The organism is Duganella sp. BJB1802 (assembly GCF_013369445.1).
GTDB lineage: Bacteria > Pseudomonadota > Gammaproteobacteria > Burkholderiales > Burkholderiaceae_D > Rugamonas > Rugamonas vulcania_A.
Genome location: NZ_JABWEF010000009.1, coordinates 227,462 through 252,737 on the forward strand (window position 1 = coordinate 227,462; position 25,276 = coordinate 252,737).

Sequence of the window (25,276 nt, forward strand, 5' to 3'; positions counted from 1 at the left end):
GCCCTTATGAACCTGACCAACTTCAAAATCAAAACCCGCCTCGGCGCCGGCTTCGGCGTGCTGGTGCTGCTGATGCTCATCATGATAGCGACCGCCATCGGCCGCTTCGGCGCCATCAGCCAGAGCGCCAAGGGCATCGTCGAGCGCGACTGGCCGAGCGCCTCGGCCGCCGCCACCATCGACGCCGCCGCGCGCGAGGACGCGCGCCGCGTGCTGGCCCTGTTCGTCATCACCGACAAGGCGCAGCGCGCCAAGAGCTACGAGCGGATCGACCAGGACAAGAAGACCATCGACGCCGCGCTGGTCGCGCTGGACCGGCTGACCGAGACGCCCGACGAGAAGGCGCTGCTGGCCAAGATCCAGGCCGCGCGCGCCACCTACAACACGGCCTTCCTGAAGGTGGCCGACCTGGTCGAGGCGGACGAGCGCGACAAGGCGTCCGAGCTGATGAACCGCGAAGCCTTCCCCGCGCTCGACACGCTCGAGGAGCTGACCGGCGCCATGGTCAAGCAGCAGAAGACCGACATCGAGGACGGCGGCAAGGTGGCCACCGGCCACATCGATTTTTCGCGCACGATGATGATCGTGCTGGGCGTGGTGGCGCTGATCGTCTCGGCCGCGCTGGCGGTGTGGATCACGGCCTCGATCACCGGCCCGCTGGAGGAGGCGGTGGCGATCGCCAAGTCGGTCGCGGCCGGCGACCTGAGCACCCGCATCGAGGCGCGCGCCAGCGACGAGACGGGCGAGCTGTTGGAGGCGCTGCAGCACATGAACACCAGCCTGGCGCGCACCGTGCACGAGGTGCGCAGCAGCACCACCACCATCAACCGCGCCTCGGCCGAAATCGCCAGCGGCAATATGGACCTGTCGGGCCGCACCGAGTCGCAGGCCAGCTCGCTGGAGGAGACCGCCAGCACCATGGAGGAGCTGACCTCCACCGTCAAGCAGAACGCCGACAACGCCCGCCAGGCCAACCAGCTGGTGATCTCGGCGTCGTCGGTGGCCACGCGCGGCGGCGAGCTGGTGGCCCAGGTGGTCGACACCATGGGCTCGATCAAGGCCAGCTCCAGCAAGATCGTCGACATCATCGGCGTGATCGACGGCATCGCCTTCCAGACCAACATCCTGGCGCTCAACGCCGCCGTGGAAGCGGCGCGCGCCGGCGAGCAGGGACGCGGCTTCGCGGTGGTGGCGTCGGAGGTGCGCAGCCTGGCGCAGCGCTCGGCCACGGCGGCCAAGGAAATCAAGGTGCTGATCGACGATTCGGTGGAGAAGGTGGACGGCGGCAGCGCCGTGGTGGACGAGGCCGGCCAGACCATGGGCCTGATCGTCACCTCGGTGCAGCAGGTGGCCGACATCATGGCGGAGATCACCTCGGCCAGCCAGGAACAGAGCATGGGCATCGAGCAGGTCAACGAGGCGATCTCGCAGATGGACGAGATGACGCAGCAGAACGCCGCGCTGGTGGAGCAGGCCGCAGCCGCCGCGCAAAGCATGCAGGACGAGGCGGCCACGCTGTCGGCCTCGGTCAGCGTGTTCAAGCTCGATAGCAGTTATGCGGCGCCTGCCCCGGCAGCGGCGGCCCGTCCGGCCGTCGCCAAGGCGGCCGCCGCCGCGCCACGGCTGGCGCCAGCCGGCAAGCCGGCGGAGGCCAAGCCGGCAGCCCGTCCGGCCGCGAAACCAGCCGCCAAGCCGGCAACCAAGACCGCCAAGCCCAAGGCCGATCTGAATTCGGAGTGGGAAGAGTTCTAGTTGTTGACCGGCGCCGGCGCCGTGCTGGCCGCCGCCGTGCGGCTGGCGGGCGCGCAGCCACTCTGGTTGGCGCCCACGTCCAGGTTCTGGTAGCGGATCTCGTACTTGCCGTTGGCGAGCTTGTCGACCACCAGCTTGTCGTGCGCCTGCACGTAGGCGTAGCGCACGTTGGAACGGCGCTCGGTGTCGTAGATCTTGATGAACACCGCCGACGCGTTGCCGGCGTTGTCCAGCGTGAGCTGCATGTCGTCGCCACGGTTGGCGACCGGGAAACCGGTCATGTAGCCGGACTGCGTCGGCCACGGCTCGCCATTGGGCGCGACCAGGGTCTGGGTTTCGCTTTCGCAATCGGCGGTGGCGTTCGGCAGTATCACCTGCGACAGCGCCTGCACCTTGATCGCCGCCGGTCGGCTGCTGTTCGCCTCCGGGTAGTACGGCTGGGCGCCGGCCCAGGCCTCGCGCATCTCGGCCTTGGGATCGCGCGCCACCGCGCGCGGTTCCGCCGCCCTGCCGTTATTGGCTTTGCCGCCCCACGCCGCCGCCAGCGCCGACGACACCACCTGCGTTTCGGATACCATCGTCACGCCGGCCACCCAGCCCACCACCAGGCTGGCCGCCAGCCCGCCCCACCACTTCCACGCGCCGCGCCGGTGCGCGCGCGGCAGGTCGTCGACCGGCTCCGGGCTCCAGGCCCGCTCCGCGCCATCGTGGCGGTGCTTGTCGCCGCGATGACCGTCCTCGTGGTGGGTGCTCTCCAGCCATTCGATTTCCCACTCCTCGGCCGCGATCCATTCGTCGTGCTCCTTGCGGCGCTGGGTGTCGGACAAGGTGTCGTAGGCGCTGTTGAGAATGGCCATGATGCGCGCAGCCTTCTCATCCCCCGGATTTTTGTCCGGATGGTATTTTTGACTGAGCGCCTTGTAGGCGGCACGTATGACTTCCTGCGGCGCCATGCGCGACACCTTCAGGTTGTCATAGTGAGTGTGTATCTTTGCCATCGTTCCAATAATTGTCCGCGAGCGTGCGTTATTCATCATAGCCGATCTGGCGCGCCGTAACTCAGCGATCAAACAAGGTTTGGCCTTGCTGTTTTGATCACTGTAACATTTAATCTACAGGCGGTGGGTGCGGTCATGGGCGGCAATGGCGTCCGGCAAGGCGACGTTCTTGCCGATCACCAGCACCTTGAACAATTCCCCCATCTCGGCCGGCGACAGCAGCTTTTGCAAGGCCTTGGCCTGCGGCAGGTAGCGCAGCGCGTCGGACGGGTCGGTGCGCAGCAGCAGCTCGCCGGCGCCGGCGCCGATCAGGAAGCCGGCCTGGTTCAGGTAGGCCAGCACGTCGGCGCCCGCCTCCTGCGCGGCCAGCGCCATCGCCGTGAAGTCGACGTGGGCCGTGATGTCCTGCAGGCCCGGATAGTAGAACGGGTCCGGGTGCGAATGGTGGCGGTAGTGGCACATCAGCGTGCCGGTGGCGCGCTGCTCCAGGTAGTACTCGTGCGCCGGGAAACCGTAGTCGAACAGGAAGGCGGCGTTGGCGCGGCCGTTGCGCAGCATGCGCGCCAGGGTCGCCATGAAGCCGCAGGCCACGCCGTGCACCTCGGTCACGTAGCCGACTGGCAGGCTGTCGTGGTCCTGAATCTGCAGCGCGATCTGCGCCAGCAGCTCGGGGCCGGCCGGCGTTTCGAGGTAATCGAAGCGGCCGTCGCGCACCGTCACCCGCAGTTCCTGCCAGCCTTCCGGATGCTTGGTGATCAGCTGGACCGGCATCGCGTCGAGCACCTCGTTGCCGACCACCACGCCGTCGAAGGCGTCGGGGAATTCGTCCAGCCACTGCACCTGCGGGAAATCGCGCAGCTTGTCCTGCTGGCGCGCGCGCAGTTCGCCGGACAGCTCGACGATGAAATAGCGCTCGATCGCCACGCCGGCCAGCGCCATCTCGGTCAGGATGTCGAAGGCCAGCTTGCCGGTGCCGGCGCCGAATTCGAGGATCCGCGGCGCGCTTTGGGCGATAATAGCGGCTGCGGCCTGTGCCACGGCGGCGCCGAACAGCGGCGTGAGCTCGGGCGCGGTTGTAAAATCGCCATCTTTGCCGAGTTTGGCGGAGCCGCCGCTGTAGTAGCCCAGGTCGGGCGCGTACAGGGCCAGCTCCATGTAGCGGGCGAAGGAAATGGCACCGTCGTTGCGCGCGATTTCGGCGGCGATCAGGTGCTGCAGGGCGTGGGACGCGGCCAGCGCGTCACTGGTGGGAACAGGTAGGGACATAACCGGCATTGTAGCGAATCGGCGCGCCGGGCCGCCACTTTGACATTCAGACAGCACATGACGACAGCAGAACAAACAGCAACCGGCGCCCCCGTGGCGCCAGTGGCGCTCGTGACCGGCGCCGGCCGCCGCATCGGCCGCGCCATCGCGCTTGGCCTGGCGCGCGCCGGCTGGGACGTGGCGGTGCACTACCGCGCCTCGGCCGACGAGGCGCGCGCGGTGGTGGCCGAGATCGAGGCGCTGGGCCGGCGCGCCGCCGCCCTGCCCTGCGACCTGGCCGACGAGGCGGCGGTGCGCGCGCTGCTGCCGCAGGCGTTGGCCGCGCTGGGCGCGGTGCGCTGCGTGGTCAACAACGCCTCGCTGTTCGAGTACGACAGCGCCGCCGACTTCACCGCCGCCCGCCTCGACGCCCACATGCGCGCCAACGTGGCCGCGCCGGTGATCCTGGCGCAGGCGCTGCACACGGCGCTGGCGGGCACCGGCGAACAGGGCGTGGTGATCAACCTGCTCGACCAAAAACTGTACAATCTCAATCCTGATTTTTTGTCGTACACCCTGTCCAAGGCGGCGCTGCACACCGCCACCACGATGCTGGCGCAGCAGCTGGCGCCGGCGGTGCGGGTGGTCGGCATCGCGCCCGGCATCACGATGGTGTCCGGCGACCAGACCGAGGCCGGTTTCGCCAACGCGCACCGGCAAACCCCGCTGGGCCGCTCCAGCACCCCGGAAGATATCGCCGACAGCGTGGTCTACGCTGCCACGGCGCGCGCGCTGACCGGCACCACCCTGCTGGTCGACGGTGGCCAGCACCTGATGCCGCTGCCGCGCGACGTGATGTTTTTGGCCAAATGAATACCATCTCTAGAAAGTGAAACTATGCTGTCCGCCCTGATCCACCCGCAACTGAACGACTGCCGCCGCCTGTTCCTGCGCAATTACGAAGTGCTGATCAACATCGGCGTCTACGAGTTCGAGAAAAAGGGCGAGCAGCGTTTGCTCATCAACGTCGACCTGTACATCCCGCTGGCCGTCTCGACCCCGGTCAAGGACCAGCTGGAGGAAGTGGTGGACTACGACTTCATGCGCGACTCCATCGCCAAGCTGATGGCGCGCGGCCACGTCCACCTGCAGGAGAGCCTGTGCGACGACATCGTCGCCGCCATGCTGGCCCACCCGCGCGTGCGCGCGGCCCGCGTGTCGACCATGAAGCCGGACGTCTATCCGGACTGCGAAGGCGTCGGCGTGGAAGTATTTAAAATCAAGGAAACCGTATGAACGCAGTACTCGACAACGCAGCGGCCGCGCCGGCCGGCAAATCGGCCGAGAAGATCGCGCTGGAAAACAACAAGCTGCACAAGCGCCTGTGCCGCCTGGTCGGCCAGGCCATCGGCGATTTCAACATGATCGAAGACGGCGACAAGGTCATGGTCTGCCTGTCCGGCGGCAAGGACAGCTACGCGCTGCTCGACATCCTGATGACGCTGCGCGAACGCGCGCCGATCAATTTCGAGCTGGTCGCCGTCAACCTGGACCAGAAGCAGCCCAACTTCCCCGACCACATCCTGCCGGCCTACCTGAAGCAGCTGGGCATCCCGTTCCACATCGAGAACCAGGACACCTACAGCATCGTCAAGCGCCTGATCCCGGAAGGGAAGACCACCTGTTCGCTGTGCTCGCGCCTGCGCCGGGGCATCCTGTACCGCGTGGCCGATGAACTGGGCTGCAACAAGATCGCGCTGGGCCACCACCGCGACGACATCCTCGAGACCTTCTTCCTGAATATGTTCTTCGGCGGGAAGCTCAAGGGCATGCCGGCCAAGCTGGTGTCCGACGACGGCAAGCACATGGTGATCCGCCCGATGGCCTACGTGAAGGAAGAGGACACCGAGCGCTATGCCGAAGTCAAAGGATTCCCCATCATCCCGTGCGACCTGTGCGGCTCGCAGGAGAACCTGCAGCGCAAGCAGATCAAGGGCCTGATGCGCGACTGGGAAAAGAAATTCCCCGGCCGCGTGGAGAACATCTTCTCGTCGCTGTCGACGGTGGTGCCGTCGCACCTGATGGACCGCGACCTGTTCGGCTTCAAGGACATCAAGGCCGACGGCCAGGCCAATCCGCTGGGCGACATCGCCTTCGACGAGGAGCCGTGTTCGACTCCGTCCACCGTGCCGGGCATCATCCCGCTGCAGCGGACCTGATCGACGGCCGATATTCTTCGTCCCCCTGCTAGTGCAAATTACGCTATATTGCGTAAATAACCACTATCAGGGAAAACCAGGATGAAAATCGATACCAAGGCACTCGGCAGCGCCAGCGCGGCGGCCTTCGCCACGAACCGGAAATCCGGCGGCGCCGACTTCAAGGCGGTGCTCGAGACCAAACAGCAGCCGCCGCAGCAGCCGACCGCCGCGCAGGAGCTGGATACCTACATGAAAAAATCGCCGGCCGAACGGATGGCGGAAATGATCCTGAAAAGCCTGGGCGAGACGCCGGAATCGCTGGCGGCCAAGTCGCCCGAGGAACAGGCGTCGATCATGGCCAAGGTGGCCGCGCTCATCAAGCAGAAGATGGAAGAAGCCACCGCCAAGGCAAATGGCGGCGGCGATGGCGGCGGCGTTAGTGGCGCCAGTGGCGTTACCGGCGTCAGCGTCTCCGTTTAAAACTTCTGCGCGGTACGCATCACCGGGTAGAGGTTGTAGCGCTCGTCCCACGACGCATGGCGGCGCGCGAAGAACTCCAGCCGCTTGGCCTGGCTCTTGTTGAACTCCGCGTCGCCGTCGAGCTTTTTCTGGAACTCCTCGCGCAGCGCCGGATCGGCCTCCAGCTGCGCGCGCGCCACGTCCTCCGCCACGTACTCCTCCATGTATTCCTTGCGCTCGAAGGCGTTATTGAATTCGCCCCAGGCCAGCAGCGAATCGGCGCCGCGCGGCTCCAGCATCGTCATCACCAGGCGCGCCTTCGGCTGCGCGATCGGCACGAACAGCGCGCCCTTCGCCAGGCTGCGGCGCTCGCGGCCCCAGTCGCCCTCCACCGCCAGCGATTGATGGCCCTCGAACGACTGCGCGCCGAACTTGGTCTTGGTCGCGCGAAAGGTCTCCACCTCGGCCGCCATCTGGTCCGACGCCAGCACCTTGAAGACGATGCCGTGCTGTTTCAGCTTGGCGCCGATGCGCGCGGCGTCGGCCAGCGGCACCAGGTAGCCGCCCTTGGGCGCGGCGATCTTCAGGTCCGGCACCACTTCGTCGCGCAGCGGCACGCTCCATATCTGCGGCTTGCTCTCGTCGTAGTGCGTCATCAGGCCGCCCGACACTTCCGAATAGCCGCGCGTGTATTCGTAGCCGGGGAACTCGATGGTCTTGGCGTTGAAGGTGGTGCGGTAGCTGATCGGGAAATCGGCGCCAGCCATGGCGGTGGCGCGGGCGTCGGCGTCCTGCGTCATCTTCTGCCATTCCTTACCGTGCGCGGCGACCTGCGACAGCAGCGAGACGATGGTGTTGCGGGTGATGCGCACGCGGGTCGGATAGTCCTTCCACGAATGGGTTTCGACCAGCATCGCGAAGCGGTTACGCAGCGGGAAGTAGCCGGTCGAGAAGCGCGGCGTGGCCATGCTGTCGACGAAGCCGGAGGTCGGATCGTCGTCGGCCGCGAACGAGATGTAGTACGGCTTGGGATCGGAGCCCTGCGCCTTCAGGTCGGCCATCACGGCGGTCTGCAGCGCCGCGCCGGCGCGCTTGAGTTCCTCGTCGCCGCCGTGCACCGGCTCGACCTGGATCGAGACGTCGGGCTGGAACTTGGCGCCGTCGGTCACGTGCAGGTCGATGTAGGCCAGCGGATCCCAGGCGTTCACCAGCGCCAGCATGGACTGCATCTCCGGCGCGTCGGCCTTCACGTAGTCGCGATTCAGGTTGTAGTTCTGCGCCGTGGTGCGCCAGCCCATCTCCACCGGGCCGCGCTGGTTCGGACGGTTCCATTTGCCGAAGCGCTCATGGCCATCGACGTTGAACACCGGGACGAACAACAGCACTTGCTTGTCCAGCGCGCCCGGCGCGGCCTTGTTCTCCAGCGCCTCGCGCAGCGCCAGGAAGCCGGCGTCCTTGCCGTCGATCTCGCCGGCGTGGATGCCGCCCTGCACCAGCATCACCGGCAGGCCGCGCTTCTTCGCCTGCTCGGCGGTCAGCGCGCCGGTGCGCGAGACGGCCAGCGCCAGCATGGGCCGGCCCTCCGGCGTGCGGCCGAATTCAAAGCAGCGCACCTGCTTCGGATACGCCTTCTGGAAGCGCGCGCACAGGTCGACGACTTCGTCGTAGCGGCCGGTGTTCTGGAAACCGGAACGTTCGGCGATGGTGCTCAGGGAGGTGGCGGCGGGCGCTGCGACGGCCAGCGTGGAGGTGGCGGCAAAGGCAAGCAGAATGGCGGAACGTATCATGGACAGGCTTCCAGCAAGGGTTGAATGGCCGATGCCCGGCGGGAGCGGCCCGCCGGCATCGGATGCGCTGGAAATTATAGTCGGCTTTGCGCGTCAGCGATTGCGGATCGCGATTTCCTTCACCGGCGGCCGCACCAGCTGCACGGCGCCTTCCTTGGCGCCGGCCTGCATGCGGTTGCCCTGCGGCGCCACCGGACAGGCGCCGCTGGCGCGGTAGCTAAGCGCCGCCGCGAGCATGTTCTCGGCCGGGTCGCCCAGCGTCTGCGTCAGGTCGTCGCCGGCGCGGCAGGTCGGCGGGAAGCCGTCGGCGTAGTCGCCGAAGCCCTTGTTGTTCACGCCCTGGTACTGGATCGAAAAATAGGTGGTGCCGCAATTGGGAGACGGAATAAAGGCATACGGCTTGCCGCAGGTTTCGCCGCCGATCAGCGTGACCTCGATGTCGATTCCGCGCAGGCTATTGATGACGGACTCGCTGGCCGAACAGGTGCCGGGCGTGGTCAGGATGGTGACCCGCTTCAGGCCAAGGTAAGGCAGCGGTGTGCCCGGCGGGAGCCGGTCCGGCGACTTGAAACCGCTGGTGCTGGTCAGGAATTTCGACGGCGGGTCCTGCTTGGTCTTGTCGTTGGCGCGCAGCTGTTCGAAGGTCTTGCCGGCGGTCGGTCCCGGACCGGCGATCATGTAGGCCAGCTCGTTGGCGATGTCCAGCAGGCCGCCGCCGTTGTAGCGCATGTCCAGCACCAGGTCGGCGACGCCGGCGCTCTTGAAGCCGTTGAAGGCTTTCACCAGCTGGCCTTCGGCCACCGCATTGTGCTCGTTGAATTGCAGGTAGCCGACCTTGCCGCCGGGCGTGTCGAGCAGCTTGACGTTTTGCACCGGCGGCACGGCCAATTGCTGCGACGTCATGGTGACCGTGCGCGGGACGCCGTCGCGGCTCAGCACCATGCGATGCGATTCGCCGGCCTTGACCGGGAACAGGCCGGCGTTGAGCGCGGCCAGGCCGGCGGTGCTGGTGTCGCCGATGGCGACATCGTCGACCGAGACCAGCACGTCGCCGCGCCGCAGGCCGGCCAGGGCGGCCGGGGAATCCGGTGCCACCATCGTCAGCGTCCACACGCGCCGGGTCGAGGTGTCGGTGCTGCGCAGCCAAGTCAGGCCGTAGCCCAACTCGACGCCGGAGTCCGACAGCGCCCGCCAGGCGTCGGTCGGATAGGTGAAGTGGAAGCGGTCCTTGGGCCGGCCGGACGCGGTGATCACCGGCGTTTTCAGGTCGGCGAAGTAGGCGGTCGTGCTCTTGTAGCTCTCGATCTTCAGATCGGCAGGGATCTCCTTGTACCAGAGGTAGGCGTTCTCCTGGACGGAGCGCAGCCATTTCAGCTCGTCCATCAGCGTGCCCTGCACCTCGACCGAGGAGCCCGGACGCGGCTTCTCGCAGTGCGAGGCCAGCACGAACCAGTCGCCGGTGTAGTCCAGCGGCGGCGTGACGGGAGGCGTGACCGGCGGGGTCACTGGCGGGGTCACCGGTGGGGTCACGGGCGGGGTCACGGGTGGAGTGACCGGCGGGGTGACCGGTTCGACCGGCGCAACCGGGGTGGCCGGCGCTGGCGGCGCATCGCCGCCGCAGCCGCTCAGCAAGGGCAGCGCCAGCGCGGCCGCGAAGGCAAGGGAAGTCATTTTCATCGCGAAATTATAATCCGCAATCCATGCTGGCGTATCTATTTGGCAATCTTTCTTACAATTTAGGCCTGCAGGTCGGGATCGGCCTTGAACACGCCGGCGATCCAGTCCGCGAACACCCGCAGGCGCGGCGACGCCATGCGGCCCTGCGGGTACAGCAGCGAGATCGGCATCGGCGTCGGCGGGGTGGCCGCCAGCACCTCGACCAGCGCGCCGCTGGCCAAGTGCTGGCGCACCTGGTAGCGCGCCGCCTGGATCAGGCCCATGCCCTGCAAGGCGCAGATGACGTAGGCGTCGGGATCGTTGACCGCGATCGCGCCGGGCACCTCCACCATCGTCACGCCGCCGTCGACCACGTAGTCCCAGGCGAAGGCGCGGCCGGTGCGGCCTGAGAAATGCGTCACGCCGCGATGCGCCGCCAGGTCGGCCGGTGTTTGCGGCACGCCGTGCACGGCCAGGTAGGACGGCGCGGCGCAGGTCAGGAAGCCCATGTTGCCCAGGCGCCGCGCGACCATCGCCGAATCCTGCAGCTCGCCCACGCGCAGCGAGCAGTCCAGGCCTTCCTGCGTCAGGTCGGTGAGGCGCTCGTTCAGGCTGATCACCAGCTCGATGTCGGGATACTCGCGGCAAAAGCCGGCGATGTGCGGCAGCACCGCGTGGCGGCCGACCGCCCCCGGCAGCTCCACCCGCAGCTTGCCATGCGGCTTGCCCCGGCCGTGGCCACGGAACGCGCCCTCGGCATCCTCCACCGCCTGCAGGATCTCCAGGCACTTCCTGAAATAGTCGGCGCCGTCGGGCGTGAGCGACAGGCGGCGCGTGGTCCGCTGCAGCAGTTGGGTGCCGAGGAAGGCCTCCAGTTTCTTGATGGTCGCCGTGAGCGCGGCGCGCGGCAGATCCAGCGTTTCGGCGGCCCGCGTGTAGCTGTTGGCCTCGACGATGCGCACAAAGGTCTGCATGGCCTTGAGTCTGTCCATGATTGTTCACATTATGTGAAAAGTATAAGGTCATTATGCCCTAATTATCTTTGCTCCGGTTTTGCCTAGAATCTGCCCATCCCCACTTACTTACGGAGTCATCATGAGCAATCCCGCACAAGACGACATCAGCCCCGGCATGGTGCTGCTGCTGGCCGCCGCGACCGGCCTGATCGTCGCCAACCTGTACTACGCGCAAACGCTGGTCGGCCCGATCAGCGCCGCCACCGGCCTGTCGCCGCAGGCGGCCGGCCTGATCGTCACGCTGACGCAGATCGGCTACACCCTCGGCCTGCTGTTCGTCGTGCCGCTGGGCGACCTGCTGGAAAACCGCCGCCTGATCGTCGCCGGCCTGCTGTTCACCTCCGCCATGCTGGTGCTGGCCGCGTTCAGCACCAGCGCGTGGATGTTCCTGAGCGCCGCGCTGGGCATCGGCCTGGGTTCGGTGGCGGCGCAGATCATCGTGCCGTTCGCCGCCCACCTGTCGAAGGAAGCCACGCGCGGCCACACGGTCGGCAAGGTGGTCAGCGGCCTGCTGCTGGGGATCATGCTGGCCCGCCCCGCCGCCAGCCTGATCGCCGACGCCAGCAACTGGCACGTGGTGTTCGGTGGCGCCGCCGTGCTGGTGCTGGCCGTGGCGCTGGTGCTGCGCGCCAAACTTCCGCTGCGCGTGCCGACCGCCACCATCAGCTACCCGGCGCTGATGGCGTCCCTGTGGCACCTGTTCCTGCGCACCCCGGTGCTGCGCCGCCGCGCCGCCTACCACGCCGGCCTGTTCGGCTCCTTCAGCCTGTTCTGGACCGTCACCCCGCTGATGCTGGCCGGCCCGCAGTTCCACCTGTCGCAGACCGGCATCGCGGTGTTCGCGCTGGTCGGCATGGCGGGCGCGGTGGCCTCGCCGGTCGCCGGCCGCCTGGCCGATGCCGGCCACACGCTGATGGCCACCGCCGCCGCGCTGGCGCTGGGCGTGGTGGGCTTCGCGCTGCCGATGGTGGCGCCCGAGTCGCGCAACGTGGCGCTGGCGATGCTGGTGATCGCCTCCATCGTGCTGGACATGGGTGTGGCGGCCAACCTGGTGCTGGGCCAGCGCGCCATCTTCTCGCTGGGCGCGGAGGTGCGCAGCCGTCTGAATGGCGTGTACTTCGCGCTGTTCTTCGCCGGCGGCGCGCTCGGTTCGGCGCTGGGCGGCTGGATGTACGCCACCCACGGCTGGCATGCCGCGCTGTTGACCGGCATGGCCTTCCCCGGCCTGGCGCTGCTGTACTGGCTGACCGAGTATGCCGCCCACTCCTCGGCGCTCAACGCCGGCGTGAAAGTCTAAGGCAGCGCCAACGCCGCCGCGTGTGCGGCGGCGAATCCGCCGGGCGCCACGCCCATCTCGCGGCGGAACATGGCGATGAAGGCGCTCAGGCTGTCGTAGCCCAGCTCCAGCGCCACGGCGGTGACGGCCTGCCCGGCCGCCAGCAGCTCCACCGCCCGCATCAGGCGCGCACGCTGGCGCCAGTCGCTGAAGGACAGGCCGGTCTCCTCCACAAAGCGCCGCGTCAACGTGCGCGGGGCGATGGCGGCCCAATCGGCCCACTCATTCAATGAACGCGCATCGGCCGGATCGGCGGCCAGCGCCAGCGCGATCTTCAACGCGCGGCGGTCGGTGGGCATGGTCAGCACCAGCTGTTCGCGCGCGGCGGCCGCCAGTTCGTCCAGGATCACCGCCACGATACGCTCCTGCGCGGAAGCTGGCGCGGGCGCCTGCTGCCATGCGCTAGCGCGCAGCACCGCCTCCCTCAACAGGCCCGATACCTGGAACACCTGCGGCAGCGCGGGCAACGCGGCGCAGGCGTCCGGCGCGACGTAGACGCTCCAGCCGCTGGTCGGCCCGTGCGCATCGAGGCCGTGCGGGTGATGCGGCGGCATCCAGATCGCATACCCCGGCGGCACCACCAGGCGCTCACGCTCCGTGCCGATGGTCAGCAGGCCGCTCAAGGCGCCGATGGCCTGGCCGCGCGCGTGGCTGTGGGTGGGCGTGTGCCGCATGTCGCCGGCCGACAGCGCGGCGAACAGCAGCGGGCCGCCATCGGCATCGGCGCGGGCGGGATCGATCTGGGGAGATGGCTTGGCTTGCATGCGACACATTATGGCATCGCCGCGCAAGCCAGGCCACCGGCGCGCTGTCAAGATGAAGTCCTCATCAACCCAAAAGGAGTTTTCATCATGCGAGCACAAGACGTACTGCCAGACCACATCAACAGCGGAGAATTCAACGGCGTCACCGTGAGGAAGGGCACTGTCGGCGCCTTCCTGGCCAACGCCCGCACCTTGCAGGCGAAGGACAGCTCGGAAGAGGCCCGCGCCGAAGCGCGCGCCGACATCATCGACGGCCTGCCGGGGGTAGTGGCGCTGGGCGTCCTCGATATCTTCGAAATCAGGGACCCGGCGCTGCGCGAACTGGTCGCGCAGCACCTGCCAGCTTAGGAGCCGAAGTGGTAATTCAACTCGACCCAGCCCTGGCGGCCGGTCGGGTTGTAGTTACCGACCGGGTAGTAAGGCCAGCCGCCGCTGGTGTCGGCCTTGACCTTGTTGAACAGGTTGTTGACCGCCACCGACACCGTGGTGCGCCGGTTCAGCTGATAGACGATGCTGGCATTGGCCAGCGTGGTGGGCGACAGGAAGGCGGTGCCGGCTCCGTTGGGCACCTTGCCGTAGCGTTGCAGGAACAGCGTGTTCGACCAGTCGCCCACGTTCCACGTCAGGCTGGCATTGAGCTTGTCGCGCCAGTCGGCGTTGCTCAGGTCTTCCAGGTCGTCGATCAACTCGTCGCCGGCGAACTGGCGCGACTTCTTGTTCAACGTCTTCGAGTAGGCGCCCTTGGCGATCCATACGCCGTATGCCTGCGTGCGCAGCACGTACTTGCCGCTGATGTCGATGCCGCTCACGCTGGTCGACGCGGCGTTGATCGGGCTGACGCGAATCAGCCTGATTTCGCCCGGCTTGTTCAACGCCGTCAGCGGATTGCGGACCACGCGCGCGACGGTGTCGGCGCAGGTCGGCGACGTCAGGTCGTTGATCTTGCGGCAGGCCGCCTCGTCGCGCAGCAGCTTGTCGGCGCTCAGGTTCGTCACCAGGTCATCGATCTTGATGTTCCAGTAGTCCAGCGTCAGGTCGAAGTTGGCGCTTGGCGACCACACCGCGCCCAGGCCCGACGAGCGGCCCTTCTCCGAACGCAGGTCCTTGCTGCCTGACTGCTCGTAGTCCGCGCCCGGCGACACATTGGCGAACTCGCACTTCTCGACCGGCTGGCCGGCCTTGGCGCAGCGGTAGTAGTCGGTGGTGGACGAGTAGTAGCCGGTGCCTCGCGCCTTGAAGATGTAGTTCATGTCCGGCGCGCGGAAGCTGGTCGAGTGGTTCCCGCGCACCAGCAGCTGAGCGGCCGGGCGCCATTCCAGGCCGGCGTTGTAGGTCAGCTTGCCGTCGCTGCGGCCGGCGAAGCTGTAACGGTCGTAGCGACCGGCCAGCGTGGCATCCAGCTTCTGCAGCAGCGGCACGTTAGCCTCCAGGCCCAACGCATAGCGCTTGCGGGTGCCGGCGGTGACGTCGGACGGCGTCACCGTGTTGAAGTAGCCCTGGTTGATGCGCGGGTCCGGCGTGTTCGAGAAGCCCTGCTTGCCCACCTCCGCCACCGTCGCCAACTTGACCGGGCCGGCCGGCAGCTGGAAGGCCTCGCCGTTGGCGCTGATGCTGGCGGTGTTGGTCCACGATTTGTCGTTGCTGACGGAGGTGCCGGTGATGCTGTCGAATTCCGCCGGCGTCAGGCGCCGCGTCAGGCGCGCCGGATCGGGCGCGTAGATCGCCACGCCGTCTTGGTCGACGCCCAGCTTGGGACCGAGGAAGAAGCTGTCGATGTTCGACAGCGCGCGCGGCGTGTGGCTCTCGCTCTTGTACTGCGAGGCGGTGTAGCCGGCCTCGTACTGCCAGCCGGTACCGGGTATGCGGCCCTTGGCGCCGAGGGCGATCGAGCTGGCCTGGTCGTCCCAGCTGCGGTTGTAGCGCTGCACGCCGCCGATTTCCTCCGGCGCGATGTAGCGGTTCCAGGCCTCGTAGGTGCCGCTGTTCTTATTCCAGAAATAGCTGTCGGCGGTCGATGCCGACGTCCACGACGGCCCGCGCGTGTTGTTGGCGCTGCGGTTCTGGCCCAGCAGTGCTTCGGCGAACAGCGTGGTGTCGGCCGACAGCTCGTAGTTGGCGCTGCCGAACAAATTCTGGCTGCTGTTCTTGGTCTGCGTGGTCCAGTAGGTCGGCCCCACCTTGCCGCTGCCGCAGTAGCTGCCCGACTTGCCGGTGTACTTGACGGTACTGCCTTCGAACAGGTCGCCCAGGTTGGCGCAGGCGTCGCCCGGATCGACATACTTGCCGGTGTTGACGTTCTTGCGGCCCAACAGGGGAGTCGGAGCCACACCGACCTTGGCGCTCATGAATTCGCGGTCGCGGCTCCACAAGGGATCGCGTTCCAGGAACTCGGCGCTGAACAGCGTATTGAGCTTGCCGAAGCTTTGACCGCCGGTCAGCTGCAGCCGCTGGTCGCCACCGCCGCCGCGCGAGGTGCCGCCCACCTTGACGTTGACGTCCACTCCCTCGGCCTGTTTTTTCAGGATGATGTTGACCACGCCCGCGATGGCGTCCGAGCCGTAGACGGCGGAGGCGCCGCCGCTGAGGATCTCGATGCGCTCCACCACGCTCGATGGAATGTTGGCCAGGTTGGTGAAGTTGACCGTGCCTTCGTACGCGATCGGGAAGTCCGCCATGCGGCGGCCGTTGAGCAGCACCAGCGTGTGGTTCGGCCCCAGGCCGCGCAGGCTGATGGTGTTGGCCGACGGCGTGAAGGTGTTGCCGTAGTCCGCGCCTTGGGTGAAGCCGCTGTTCTGCGTCAGGTTGCTGAGCGCATCGAAGACGTTCTTGTAGCCTTGCTTGGTGATGTCCTCGCCGGTGAGGATGGTGACCGGAGAAGGCCCTTCCAGGCTGGCGCGCGGAATGCGCGAGCCGGTGACGACGACGGCGGGCGGGGCATCCTGCGCTTGTGCCAGCGCAGGATCGGCAGCTCCGCACAGCAGCGCGATAGCGCCCGCCGCCAGAGGCTTCAATTCAAATTTTGTTTTCATTGAGGTGATCCGGGTGAGAAAGGGATGCCACCTTACCAAGCCACAGATCAAACCTGAACGAAGGAATTCGCGATTGCTTATGTATTATTTTGTGGTCTAATCGTCGGACACACCCACTCCATCACCGGTAACAGTCCCATGACCACATCCACCACCGCCGGCCCCAAATGGGGCATGGCCATCGACCTCGAACGCTGCATCGGCTGCCACGCCTGCTCGGTAGCGTGCAAGGTTGAAAATTCGGTATCGCTCGGCCACTTCCGCACCAAGGTGTACTACTACGATTTCGCTTCGGTCAATCCGTACAACCACCAGCCGACCACCAAACGCGCCTTCCTGCCGACGCTGTGCATGCAGTGCGAGGACGCGCCTTGCCTGGATGCCTGCCCCAACGACGCCATCGCGCGCGGCGCCGACGGCATCATCCACATCGACGATACCGCCTGCGACCGCAGCCGCGACTGCATCAAGGCCTGTCCCTACGGCGCCATCCACATCGACCCGGTGGCCGAGGTGGCCGACAAGTGCGACTTCTGCTCCCACCGGCTGGCGGCGGACATGGAGCCGGCCTGCGTGGAGGTATGCCCCGCCGATGTATTCGCGTTCGGTGACCTGAACGATCCGGCCAGCCCGGTCAGCCGGTTCCACGCCAAGCACCGCCAGCAAGTGGCGCCGCTCAAGCCGGAGGAGAAGACCAAGCCGCTGGTGCAGTACCGGGGCCTGGGCGGCGTGGTGCCGCGCGCGATGGCGCACAAGGTGCCCAAGGGCCGCAGCCACGACCCGTTCTCCTACGAGATCGACACCTGGGACCAGCTGAAGTCAGCGTTCCCAAAACCGAAGGGAGCATGAACATGGACCGTCGGGGATTCATCAAAAGCGGCATCGGCTCGATGGCCGGACTGGGACTGGGCGAGACCATCCTGTTGACGCCCAACGCCGCGCAGGCGCTGAACTACCGGCCGCTGGCCAACGGCGACCAGCGCAAGGTCAAGAACGACTACCGCAACGCCAAGCGCGTCACCAGCGTATGCCTGAACTGCTCGACCGTGTGCGGCATCGAGGCCTTCGTCCAGGATGGCAAGGTGATCAAGATTCGCGGCAATCCGCTCGATCCCAACATGGGCAGCCACATGACCTGCGCCAAGGGACAGTCCGCGCCGACCATCAACGACTATCCCGAACGCCTGCTGTACCCACTCAAGCGGGTGGGCGCGCGCGGCGAGGGGCTGTGGAAGCGCATCAGCTGGGACGAGGCCTACGCCGAGGTGGCGGACCGCATCAAGGCCAGCATCGCCAGCGGCCACCCGGAGCGGGTCGCGCTGCATCAGGGCCGCTCCCGCATCGACGCCGAGATCAATCGCTTCCTGAGTGCGATCGGCACGCCGGTGCAGCTGAACCACCGCGCGCTGTGCTCCTCCAACAAGCGCGCCGCCAACTACGTTTCGCTCGGCGAGACCGACTGGGAATCGATCGACGCGGAGCGCTGCAAATACTTCCTCAACTTCGGCGCCAATTTCTACGAGGCGCACCAGGGCGGCCTGCATCTGGTGAGCCGCATCGTCAAGGCGCGCTTCGACCATGGCGCCAAGCTGGTGACGTTCGACGTGCGCCTGTCCAACACGGCCGGCCGCAGCGACGAATGGCACCAGCCCTTCCCCGGCACCGATGGCGCGGTCGCGCTGGCGATGGCGCACGTGATCGTGCGCGAGAACGAAATCGACCACGACTTCATCGACAAGTTCGTGCAACCCGGCCTTGAGACCATCCGCAGCTGGCTGGCCCCGTGCACGCCGGCGTGGGCGGCCAAGCTGTCCGGCATCGCCGCCGCCGACATCGAGCGGCTGGCGCTGGAGTTTGCGCGCAAGCGCCCCGCCGTCGCGGCCTTCACCAATCGCGGCACCGGCGCCCACTACAACGGCTTCAACTCCGAGCGCGCGGTCGTCATGCTCAACGCGCTGGTCGGCTCGGTGGCGCGGCCCGGCGGCTACTGCTACGGCCTGGAGGAGAAGCTGTCCGCCAGCCGCTATCCGCTGCCGCAGCCCTCGCCGCCCGCGCCGAAGATCCGCACCGACCTGGAGGATCCGCAGGAATGGCCGCTGGCCAACCGCTGGCAGAAGATGAAGGTCGGCCAGATCGTCTACGACTATCTGCGCCAGGGCCGGGCCAAGCTGGACGTCTACCTGAGCTACACCATCGCCTCGCCGATGACTTGGCCGGAGGGCCGCAGCACCACGGTCGAAGTGCTGAAGGATGAGAAGCTGATCCCCTTCCACGCCTGTTCGGATGTGGTCTACTCCGAGATGGCCCACTACGCGGACCTGATCCTGCCCGATGCGACCTTCCTCGAACGCTGGGGTCTGGACATCCGCAACAATCTGGAGCTGACGCACTTCGTCACGCTGCGCCAACCGCTGGTGCCGCCGCCGGGCGAGGCGCGCAGCTTCGCCGATGTGCTGTTCGATATCGGCCGCCGCCTCGGACCTGATCAGGCGAAGTACTTCCAGTTCGGCAGCCACGAGGACTTCGTTCGCATCCAGTGCTCGAAGCTGCCGGCCACGGGGCCGGACGGCAAGCAGTTCAAGGACGGCTTCGAATACATGAAGCACTACGGCGTGTATGTCGATACCTCCCAACCGAAACCGTACGAGGTGTTCCAGAAGCCGCTGAACGGCAAGCAGCTTGACGGCAGCCGGGTGGACGCCGCGAGCGGCGTGATCTACCGCCCCGACGACAAGGGCAAGGACAGCGCGATCGGCCTGATGGCCGGCGGCGCGCCGGTGCGCGGCTTCGCCACACCGTCGCGCAAATTCGAGGTGCACGCGCCGGAGGTGACGATGGTGGCGAAGACGCGCGGCTTTGAGGACGACGGCATGCCGACCTTCGTTCAGATCCCGTCGCACCGCGACCTGCCGGCGGACCGCTTCATCCTCAGCACCTTCAAATGGAACGTGCATACGCAGGGCCGCACCGCGTCGCAAAAATACCTGAGCGAGATCGTGCACGACAACCCGATGTGGATCAACGTCGCGACGGCCAAAAAACTCGGCTTGAAAAGCGGCGACATGGTGGAGCTGACCACCTACCGGCCGTTGTCAGGGCCGGCCGATCAACCGGGCCTGCAGGCGTATCGCGGCAACGGCGAGAAATTAGGCTCGACGCGGATGCGGGTGTTCGTCACGCGCGGCATCCATCCGCGCGTGGTGGCGGTGTCGAATTCGCTGGGCTGGATCAGTGGCGGCCGCGCCGCCGAAGGTCGCAATGGACGGCGTGTAGAGGTGGTGGCGCAGGGAATAGGCCCCGAGGCGGCCAAGGCCTACGGGCCGGCGCCGGCGATCGATGACCTGAACGCCGGCGTGTGGTGGGACAAGAAGAACGGTGGGCGGGGAAATGGCGTCAACATCAACGCCCTGCTGCCGATCAACCCGCAACCGCTGGTCGGCATGCAGGCCTGGTTCGATACCGTCTGCTCGCTGCGCAAGGTGTGAGCCGGACGCCCAGGCGAAAAAAACGGCCCCGCGAGGGGCCGTTCCTTATGCAGCGTTGGTGTGGCTGCCTGCCGGCTTGCCGAAGGCAGCCAGCAGCGCCGCCTCCTTCTGCTTGGCCGCCTTGAAGTGGCGTTCCTTCACGTGGCCGTAGCCGCGGATGTCTTCAGGGATGCTGGCGATGGCCACGGCCTGCGACAGGTTCTCCGCCGTCAGCTTGGGCAGCAGCGAGGCCACGGTGTCGCGGTACTCGCCGATCAGCGCGCGTTCCATCCTGCGCTCCGCCGTGTAGCCGAAGATGTCCAGCTTCGAGCCGCGCAAGCCCTTCAACTTGGCCAGCACGCCGAACGCCTTCATCATCCACGGGCCGAATTCCTGCTTGACCAGGTGGCCTTCGGCATCGTGCTTGGCAAACAGCGGCGGCGCCAGGTGGAACTTCAGCGTGATGTCGCCTTCGAACATGCCGGCGATCTTCTGCTGGAACGCGCCGTCGGTGTACAGGCGCGCGACTTCATACTCGTCCTTGTACGCCATCAGCTTGTAGTAGTAGCGCGCCACGGCTTCGCTCAGGCGGGTGGTCTTGCCCACCTTGGCCTCTTCCGCGCGAACTTGGTCGATAAACGATTTATACTGTTTAGCATAATCCGCGTCCTGATAGGCGGTCAGCAGCTCCACGCGGCGGGCGACGATGTCGTCCAGCGTCTGGATGCGTTTGAACTCGATCACCTTGGCCGGCGTGGTCAGCTTGGTCACGGATGCCAAGTCGTGCGCGGCGGTGCGGCCCCAGTTGAAGGCCGCCTTGTTGAAGCCCACCGACACACCATTAAGCTCGATCGCCTTGATCAGCGACGCTTCGCTCAGCGGCACGTGGCCCTTCTGGAACGCGTAACCGAGCATGAACATATTGGTGGCGATCGAGTCGCCCATCAGCGCGGTGGCGATCTGGCCGGCGTCGACAAAGTCCACCAGCTCGTTGCCGCAGGCCCTGACGATTTCGCCGCGCGAGGAAGCGTCCGGGAACTGCCAGTTCGGATTCTTCACAAACGCCGCCGTCGACGAGCCGGTCGAGTTGATCATCGCGTGCGTGCGGCCTTCGCCCATGCGCGACAAGGCGTCGCGCGAGGCGGTGACGATCAGATCGCAGCCCACCACCAGGTCGGCGCTACCGGTGCCGACGCGGGTCGAGTGCAGGTCGGACTGCTTGTCCGCCAGGCGCACGTGCGACATCACCGGGCCGCCCTTCTGGGCCAGTCCGCTCATGTCCAGCACGATGGCGCCCTTGCCTTCGACGTGCGCGGCCACCGCCAGGATCTGGCCGACCGTCACCACGCCGGTGCCGCCGATGCCGGTGATCAGGATGCCGTAAGGCGTCTCTGTCGACGGCAGCACCGGAGTAGGCAGCACCACTTGCGGCGCCTCGCCGACAGCGGCCTTCTTCGGCTTCTTCAGCGCGCCGCCTTCCACCGTCACGAAGCTTGGGCAGAAACCGGTGGTGCAGGAGAAGTCCTTGTTGCAGGACGACTGGTTGATCTGGCGCTTGCGGCCCAGCTCCGTCTCCAGCGGTTCCACCGACAGGCAGTTGGACTGCACCGAGCAGTCGCCGCAGCCTTCGCAGACGGCTTCGTTGATGACGGCGCGCTTGGCCGGATCCGGATACTCGTTGCGCTTCCGGCGGCGGCGCTTCTCGGAGGCGCAGGTCTGGTCGTAGATCATGGCCGACACGCCCGGCTTGTCGCGCAGCTCGCGCTGCACGTCCATCAACTCGCTGCGGTGGCGCACGGTGACGCCCTCCGCCCATTTGTAATCGGACGGGTATTTTTCCGGCTCGTCGGTGACGACGATGATCGGCGTGACGCCTTCGGCGGCGATCTGGCGCGAGATCATGCCGGGGTCCAGCGGGCCATCGAACTGCTGGCCGCCGGTCATGGCGACGGCGTCGTTGAACAGGATCTTGTAGGTGATGTTGACCTTGGCCGCCACCGCCGCGCGGATCGCCAGGATCCCGGAGTGGAAGTAGGTGCCGTCGCCCAGGTTGGTGAAGACGTGCTTCTCGTTGGTGAACGGCGCCTGGCCTACCCAGGTCACGCCCTCCGCGCCCATGTGGGTGAAGGTGGAGGTTTCGCGGTCCATCCACAGCACCATGTAGTGGCAGCCGATGCCGGCCAGCGCGCGCGAGCCTTCCGGCACCTTGGTCGAGGTGTTGTGCGGACAGCCGGAGCAGAAGAACGGCGTGCGGTCGGTTTCCGGATTCGGCTTGGACGGCAGCGTTTTCAGCGCCAGCTCCTTCGCCTCCAGGAAGGCCACGCGCTCCTGCACGCGCTGCGCCACCGGATGGCCGGCGCAGTAGTGGGCGATGCGCGATGCGATGGCGCGCGCGATCTGCGCCGGGTTCAGTTCATAGGTGGCCGGCAGCAGCCAGTCGCCGTGGCCGGTCTTGCCCTTGTTGCTCCATTCGCCGGTGTCGTCGAACTTGCCGACCACGCGCGGGCGCTGGCCGTCCGGCAGGTTGTACAGCTCTTCCTTCAACGCGTATTCGAGGATCTGGCGCTTCTCTTCCACCACCAGGATCTCGTCCAGGCCCTTGGCGAATTCGTGCACGCCATCCGCCTCCAGCGGCCAGGTCATGCCGATCTTGTACAGGCGGATGCCGATGTCGGCGGCCGCCTGCTCGTCGATGCCCAGGTCGGCCAGCGCCTGGCGCGTGTCGAGGTAGGATTTGCCGGCGGTGATGATGCCGATTTTCGGCTTGGGCGAATCCCAGATGATCTTGTTCAGCTTATTGGCGCGGCAGTAGGCCAGCGCGGCGTACCACTTATAGCTGTTCATCCGCACTTCCATATCGAGCACGGTGTCCGGCCAGCGGATATTCAGGCCGCCGGCGGGCAGCTCGAAGTCGGTGGGCAGCTTGATCTGCACGCGGTCGGGATCGAAGTCCACCACGGCGCCCGATTCGATGATGTCGGTGACGCACTTCATCGACACCCACAGGCCGGTGTAGCGGCTCATGGCCCATGCGTGCAGGCCGTAGTCGATGTACTCCTGCACCGACGACGGATACAGCACAGGGATGCCGCAGGCGTTGAGGATGTGGTCCGACTGGTGCGCGGTGGACGAGGACTTGGCCGCGTGGTCGTCGCCGGCCAGCACCAGCACGCCGCCGTGCTTGGCGGAGCCGGCGTTGTTGGCGTGCTTGAAGACGTCGCCGCAGCGGTCCACGCCGGGGCCTTTGCCGTACCACATGGAGAAGACGCCGTCGTATTTGGCGTCCTGGAAAAGATTGGTTTGCTGCGTGCCCCAGACCGCGGTCGCGGCCAGGTCCTCGTTCATCCCGGGATGGAACTTGACGTGGTGGGCGTCGAGATACTTCTTGGCTTTCATCGCCGTCATGTCGACGCTGGTGACGGGAGAGCCGCGATAGCCGGTGATGTAGCCGGCGGTGTTCAGGCCTGCCTTCAGGTCCCGTTCGCGCTGCATCATCGGGAGGCGGATCAGGGCCTGGGTGCCGGTCATAAAGGCCCGGCCGCGTTCCAGCGTCCACTTGTCGTCCAGTGAGATTTCGTTGTCCGAGTGCGTGCCCGGCTCTAGCTGCGAGCCCTTGTGAGGTGCGTTCATTGTGTCTCCATTATTCTTTAAGCCATGCGCTATAGGGCCGGATTGGCCCAGTAGCGCGCGATCCGCCGGCCCTTGTGGAGACGGCGGAACGGAAAAATGCGGTTTTTTTATAGGGTACCACAGGCCTGCGCCCCGTTCTGTGCGGGGCTGCGGGCTTTACACCCTTGTTCCTTATGCTGCGCTAGGATCCTTCAACACGCCGCGCTTGATCTGATCCAGCTCGATCGATTCGAACAGCGCGCGGAAGTTGCCTTCGCCGAAACCCTGGTCGCCCTTGCGCTGGATGATCTCGAAGAAGATCGGTCCGATGACGTTCTGGCTGAAGATCTGCAGCAGCAGTTCGCGCTCGTTCTCGTTGCTGTGGCCATCGATCAGGATGCGCAGGCGGCGCAGGTCTTCCAGGCGCTCGCCGTGGTTCGGCAGGCGGCGGTTGACCAGTTCATAGTAGGTCTCGATCGTGTCCTGGAAGACGATGCCGGCCTTCTTCATCGTCTCGACGGACGAGTAGATGTCGTCGGTACCCAGCGCGATGTGCTGGATGCCTTCGCCGTGGTACTCGTCCAGGTATTCGGCGATCTGCGACTTGTCGTCCGACGATTCGTTGATCGGAATCCGCACCTTGCCGCACGGCGAAGTCATGGCCTTCGACTTCAGGCCGGTCAACTTGCCTTCGATGTCGAAGTAGCGCACTTCGCGGAAGTTGAACATCTTCTCGTAGAAGTCCGCCCATTCCTTCATGCGGCCGCGGTGGACGTTGTTGGTCAGGTGGTCGATGTAGGTCAGGCCATGGCCGACCGGGTTGGCGACCGCGCCGGGAATCGCGACGAAGTCCACGTCGTAGATGCTGATGTCGCCGATGGCGCCTTGCTCGCCGCCGTTCTTGCCGCGCCAGCGGTCGACCAGGTAGATCAGCGAATCGCCCACGCCCTTGATGGCGGGGATGTTCAGTTCCATCGGGCCGGTCTTGTTGTCGAAGCCCCAGGCGCCCTGCTCCAGCGCGCGCTTGTAGGCGAAGGCGGCGTCCTTCACGCGGATCGCGATGGCGCACACGGACGGGCCGTGGTGACGGGCGAAGCGCTGGGCGAAGGAGTCCTGCTCGGCGTTGATGATGAAGTTGATGTCGCCCTGGCGGTACAGGGTCACATCCTTATGGCGGTGGCGGGCAATCGCGGTAAAACCCATGCTCTCGAACAGCGCGCCCAGTGCTTTGGGATCGGGTGCGGCGTATTCGACAAATTCAAAACCATCGGTCCCCATCGGGTTGTCCCAAGGCGTAAATTTCATGCAAGTCTCCTTCTTAGAATAGCGCACAGTATAGTCTCGGTCCGACAGCAGTAAATTGCAAACAATTCCCATGGACGGAGGTTTTGCGCAATAATATTGCCTGAACCAAGAATTTTTGAGGTGTTTATGACCAAGATTACGCTGGACAAAACGGACCGTAAGATTTTGTCCATCTTGCAGGCGGACGGGCGGCTGTCGAATCAGGACGTGGCGGAGCTGGTGGCCTTGTCGCCGTCGCCGTGCCTGCGCCGCATCAAGCGGCTGGAGGAGGCGGGCGTGATCCGCCAGTACGTGGCGCTGCTGGATCCGGACAAGATCGGCCTGGGCCTGCTGGCCTACGTCAACGTGCGGCTGGAGAAGCACAGCGACGCGGCGGCGCACAGCAACGCGCGCGCGCTGGGCGCGCCGAACGCGCCGGTGTCGCCGCGCGCGGATTTCGCGGTGTCGGTGGAGCAGTGGCCGGAGGTGGTGGCCTGCTACGCGATGACGGGCGAGATGGACTACCTGCTGCGGGTGCACGTGGAAGACATGGATCACTTCTCGCGCTTCATGATGGCGACGCTGCTGCGCCACCCGGCGGTGCTGGACGTGAAATCCTCGTTCGCCCTGCAGCGCATCAAGGACACCACCGCGCTGCCGCTGGTATAAAGGAGGT

General features: G+C 66.2%; 19 protein-coding genes. 10 read left to right on the forward strand and 9 right to left on the reverse strand.

The features are described 5' to 3' along the window. The first annotated feature begins 6 nt into the window (after positions 1-6). Positions 7-1,752, forward strand: a complete 1,746-nt coding sequence (locus HUX88_RS16380) for a methyl-accepting chemotaxis protein (protein ID WP_176362445.1) — start codon at positions 7-9, stop codon at positions 1,750-1,752. On the opposite strand, the gene HUX88_RS16385 is transcribed toward HUX88_RS16380, so the two are convergent. Next, complete coding sequence (locus HUX88_RS16385; RefSeq protein WP_117012684.1) at positions 1,749-2,750, reverse strand: J domain-containing protein; 1,002 nt, start codon at positions 2,748-2,750, stop codon at positions 1,749-1,751. The two genes, HUX88_RS16380 and HUX88_RS16385, sit on opposite strands and share 4 nt — an antisense overlap. 114 nt (positions 2,751-2,864) lie before the next feature. Then, positions 2,865-4,016, reverse strand: a complete 1,152-nt coding sequence (locus HUX88_RS16390) for a class I SAM-dependent methyltransferase (RefSeq protein WP_176362446.1) — start codon at positions 4,014-4,016, stop codon at positions 2,865-2,867. A gap of 57 nt (positions 4,017-4,073) precedes the next feature. On the opposite strand from HUX88_RS16390, the gene HUX88_RS16395 reads away from it, so the two are divergent. The 4 genes from HUX88_RS16395 to HUX88_RS16410 all read left to right on the forward strand — a co-directional run bounded on the left by HUX88_RS16395 (position 4,074) and on the right by HUX88_RS16410 (position 6,676). Continuing rightward, complete coding sequence (locus HUX88_RS16395) at positions 4,074-4,868, forward strand: SDR family oxidoreductase (RefSeq protein ID WP_176362447.1); 795 nt, start codon at positions 4,074-4,076, stop codon at positions 4,866-4,868. 24 nt (positions 4,869-4,892) lie between these two features. Then, positions 4,893-5,291: a dihydroneopterin aldolase gene (locus tag HUX88_RS16400; RefSeq protein WP_117012681.1), complete on the forward strand. Its 399-nt coding sequence runs from the start codon at positions 4,893-4,895 to the stop codon at positions 5,289-5,291. Further along, entirely contained in the window at positions 5,288-6,214 is a 927-nt protein-coding gene (gene ttcA, locus HUX88_RS16405; protein WP_117012680.1) for a tRNA 2-thiocytidine(32) synthetase TtcA, read from the forward strand. Before HUX88_RS16400 ends, ttcA begins: the two co-directional genes overlap by 4 nt. 81 nt (positions 6,215-6,295) lie before the next feature. After that, the gene (locus HUX88_RS16410) at positions 6,296-6,676 is read left to right on the forward strand and encodes a hypothetical protein (RefSeq protein WP_117012679.1); all 381 of its coding nucleotides are present in this window, start codon (positions 6,296-6,298) and stop codon (positions 6,674-6,676) included. Here the strand turns inward: HUX88_RS16410 and HUX88_RS16415 are convergent. The 3 genes from HUX88_RS16415 to HUX88_RS16425 form a co-directional block, all read right to left on the reverse strand. Beyond that, a complete protein-coding gene (locus HUX88_RS16415) occupies positions 6,673-8,442 on the reverse strand; it encodes a M14 family metallopeptidase (RefSeq protein WP_176362448.1) in 1,770 nt (589 codons plus the stop codon). The genes HUX88_RS16410 and HUX88_RS16415 overlap by 4 nt on opposite strands. A gap of 93 nt (positions 8,443-8,535) precedes the next feature. Beyond that, entirely contained in the window at positions 8,536-10,119 is a 1,584-nt protein-coding gene (locus HUX88_RS16420) for a S41 family peptidase (RefSeq protein WP_229219379.1), read from the reverse strand. A gap of 59 nt (positions 10,120-10,178) precedes the next feature. Continuing rightward, on the reverse strand, positions 10,179-11,090 hold the full coding sequence (locus HUX88_RS16425; RefSeq protein ID WP_176362450.1) for a LysR family transcriptional regulator: 912 nt from the start codon (positions 11,088-11,090) through the stop codon (positions 10,179-10,181). A gap of 103 nt (positions 11,091-11,193) precedes the next feature. On the opposite strand from HUX88_RS16425, the gene HUX88_RS16430 reads away from it, so the two are divergent. After that, on the forward strand, positions 11,194-12,411 hold the full coding sequence (locus HUX88_RS16430) for an MFS transporter (RefSeq protein ID WP_176362451.1): 1,218 nt from the start codon (positions 11,194-11,196) through the stop codon (positions 12,409-12,411). Here HUX88_RS16430 and HUX88_RS16435 read toward each other — a convergent pair. Then, the gene (locus HUX88_RS16435) at positions 12,408-13,223 is read right to left on the reverse strand and encodes a helix-turn-helix transcriptional regulator (protein ID WP_176362452.1); all 816 of its coding nucleotides are present in this window, start codon (positions 13,221-13,223) and stop codon (positions 12,408-12,410) included. The genes HUX88_RS16430 and HUX88_RS16435 overlap by 4 nt on opposite strands. Positions 13,224-13,301: 78 nt before the next feature. On the opposite strand from HUX88_RS16435, the gene HUX88_RS16440 reads away from it, so the two are divergent. Further along, entirely contained in the window at positions 13,302-13,562 is a 261-nt protein-coding gene (locus HUX88_RS16440) for a hypothetical protein (RefSeq protein ID WP_161092237.1), read from the forward strand. Here HUX88_RS16440 and HUX88_RS16445 read toward each other — a convergent pair. Next, positions 13,559-16,243: a TonB-dependent siderophore receptor gene (locus tag HUX88_RS16445; RefSeq protein ID WP_176362453.1), complete on the reverse strand. Its 2,685-nt coding sequence runs from the start codon at positions 16,241-16,243 to the stop codon at positions 13,559-13,561. The genes HUX88_RS16440 and HUX88_RS16445 overlap by 4 nt on opposite strands. A gap of 138 nt (positions 16,244-16,381) precedes the next feature. On the opposite strand from HUX88_RS16445, the gene HUX88_RS16450 reads away from it, so the two are divergent. After that, positions 16,382-17,092 (forward strand): 4Fe-4S dicluster domain-containing protein, encoded by a 711-nt coding sequence (locus tag HUX88_RS16450; protein ID WP_176362454.1) that lies wholly within the window; start codon positions 16,382-16,384, stop codon positions 17,090-17,092. A gap of 2 nt (positions 17,093-17,094) precedes the next feature. Then, the gene (locus HUX88_RS16455; RefSeq protein ID WP_176362455.1) at positions 17,095-19,728 is read left to right on the forward strand and encodes a molybdopterin-dependent oxidoreductase; all 2,634 of its coding nucleotides are present in this window, start codon (positions 17,095-17,097) and stop codon (positions 19,726-19,728) included. Between the two features lie 45 nt (positions 19,729-19,773). Here the strand turns inward: HUX88_RS16455 and HUX88_RS16460 are convergent, their stop codons facing one another. Continuing rightward, positions 19,774-23,337, reverse strand: coding sequence for an indolepyruvate ferredoxin oxidoreductase family protein (locus HUX88_RS16460; protein ID WP_176362456.1), 3,564 nt, complete (start codon positions 23,335-23,337; stop codon positions 19,774-19,776). A gap of 171 nt (positions 23,338-23,508) precedes the next feature. Beyond that, on the reverse strand, positions 23,509-24,621 hold the full coding sequence (gene hppD / locus HUX88_RS16465; protein ID WP_117012668.1) for a 4-hydroxyphenylpyruvate dioxygenase: 1,113 nt from the start codon (positions 24,619-24,621) through the stop codon (positions 23,509-23,511). Between the two features lie 126 nt (positions 24,622-24,747). On the opposite strand from hppD, the gene HUX88_RS16470 reads away from it, so the two are divergent. Then, the gene (locus tag HUX88_RS16470; protein ID WP_117012667.1) at positions 24,748-25,269 is read left to right on the forward strand and encodes an Lrp/AsnC family transcriptional regulator; all 522 of its coding nucleotides are present in this window, start codon (positions 24,748-24,750) and stop codon (positions 25,267-25,269) included. Positions 25,270-25,276: the final 7 nt, after the last annotated feature.

Bases quoted from the DNA above. Each gene is read 5' to 3' on its own strand.
- HUX88_RS16380 (WP_176362445.1), top strand. From the start codon at position 7: ATGAACCTGACCAACTTCAAAATCAAAACCCGCCTCGGCGCCGGCTTC.
- HUX88_RS16385 (WP_117012684.1), bottom strand. From the start codon at position 2,750: ATGGCAAAGATACACACTCACTATGACAACCTGAAGGTGTCGCGCATG.
- HUX88_RS16390 (WP_176362446.1), bottom strand. From the start codon at position 4,016: ATGTCCCTACCTGTTCCCACCAGTGACGCGCTGGCCGCGTCCCACGCC.
- HUX88_RS16395 (WP_176362447.1), top strand. From the start codon at position 4,074: ATGACGACAGCAGAACAAACAGCAACCGGCGCCCCCGTGGCGCCAGTG.
- HUX88_RS16400 (WP_117012681.1), top strand. From the start codon at position 4,893: ATGCTGTCCGCCCTGATCCACCCGCAACTGAACGACTGCCGCCGCCTG.
- ttcA (WP_117012680.1), top strand. From the start codon at position 5,288: ATGAACGCAGTACTCGACAACGCAGCGGCCGCGCCGGCCGGCAAATCG.
- HUX88_RS16410 (WP_117012679.1), top strand. From the start codon at position 6,296: ATGAAAATCGATACCAAGGCACTCGGCAGCGCCAGCGCGGCGGCCTTC.
- HUX88_RS16415 (WP_176362448.1), bottom strand. From the start codon at position 8,442: ATGATACGTTCCGCCATTCTGCTTGCCTTTGCCGCCACCTCCACGCTG.
- HUX88_RS16420 (WP_229219379.1), bottom strand. From the start codon at position 10,119: ATGAAAATGACTTCCCTTGCCTTCGCGGCCGCGCTGGCGCTGCCCTTG.
- HUX88_RS16425 (WP_176362450.1), bottom strand. From the start codon at position 11,090: ATGGACAGACTCAAGGCCATGCAGACCTTTGTGCGCATCGTCGAGGCC.
- HUX88_RS16430 (WP_176362451.1), top strand. From the start codon at position 11,194: ATGAGCAATCCCGCACAAGACGACATCAGCCCCGGCATGGTGCTGCTG.
- HUX88_RS16435 (WP_176362452.1), bottom strand. From the start codon at position 13,223: ATGTGTCGCATGCAAGCCAAGCCATCTCCCCAGATCGATCCCGCCCGC.
- HUX88_RS16440 (WP_161092237.1), top strand. From the start codon at position 13,302: ATGCGAGCACAAGACGTACTGCCAGACCACATCAACAGCGGAGAATTC.
- HUX88_RS16445 (WP_176362453.1), bottom strand. From the start codon at position 16,243: ATGAAAACAAAATTTGAATTGAAGCCTCTGGCGGCGGGCGCTATCGCG.
- HUX88_RS16450 (WP_176362454.1), top strand. From the start codon at position 16,382: ATGACCACATCCACCACCGCCGGCCCCAAATGGGGCATGGCCATCGAC.
- HUX88_RS16455 (WP_176362455.1), top strand. From the start codon at position 17,095: ATGGACCGTCGGGGATTCATCAAAAGCGGCATCGGCTCGATGGCCGGA.
- HUX88_RS16460 (WP_176362456.1), bottom strand. From the start codon at position 23,337: ATGAACGCACCTCACAAGGGCTCGCAGCTAGAGCCGGGCACGCACTCG.
- hppD (WP_117012668.1), bottom strand. From the start codon at position 24,621: ATGAAATTTACGCCTTGGGACAACCCGATGGGGACCGATGGTTTTGAA.
- HUX88_RS16470 (WP_117012667.1), top strand. From the start codon at position 24,748: ATGACCAAGATTACGCTGGACAAAACGGACCGTAAGATTTTGTCCATC.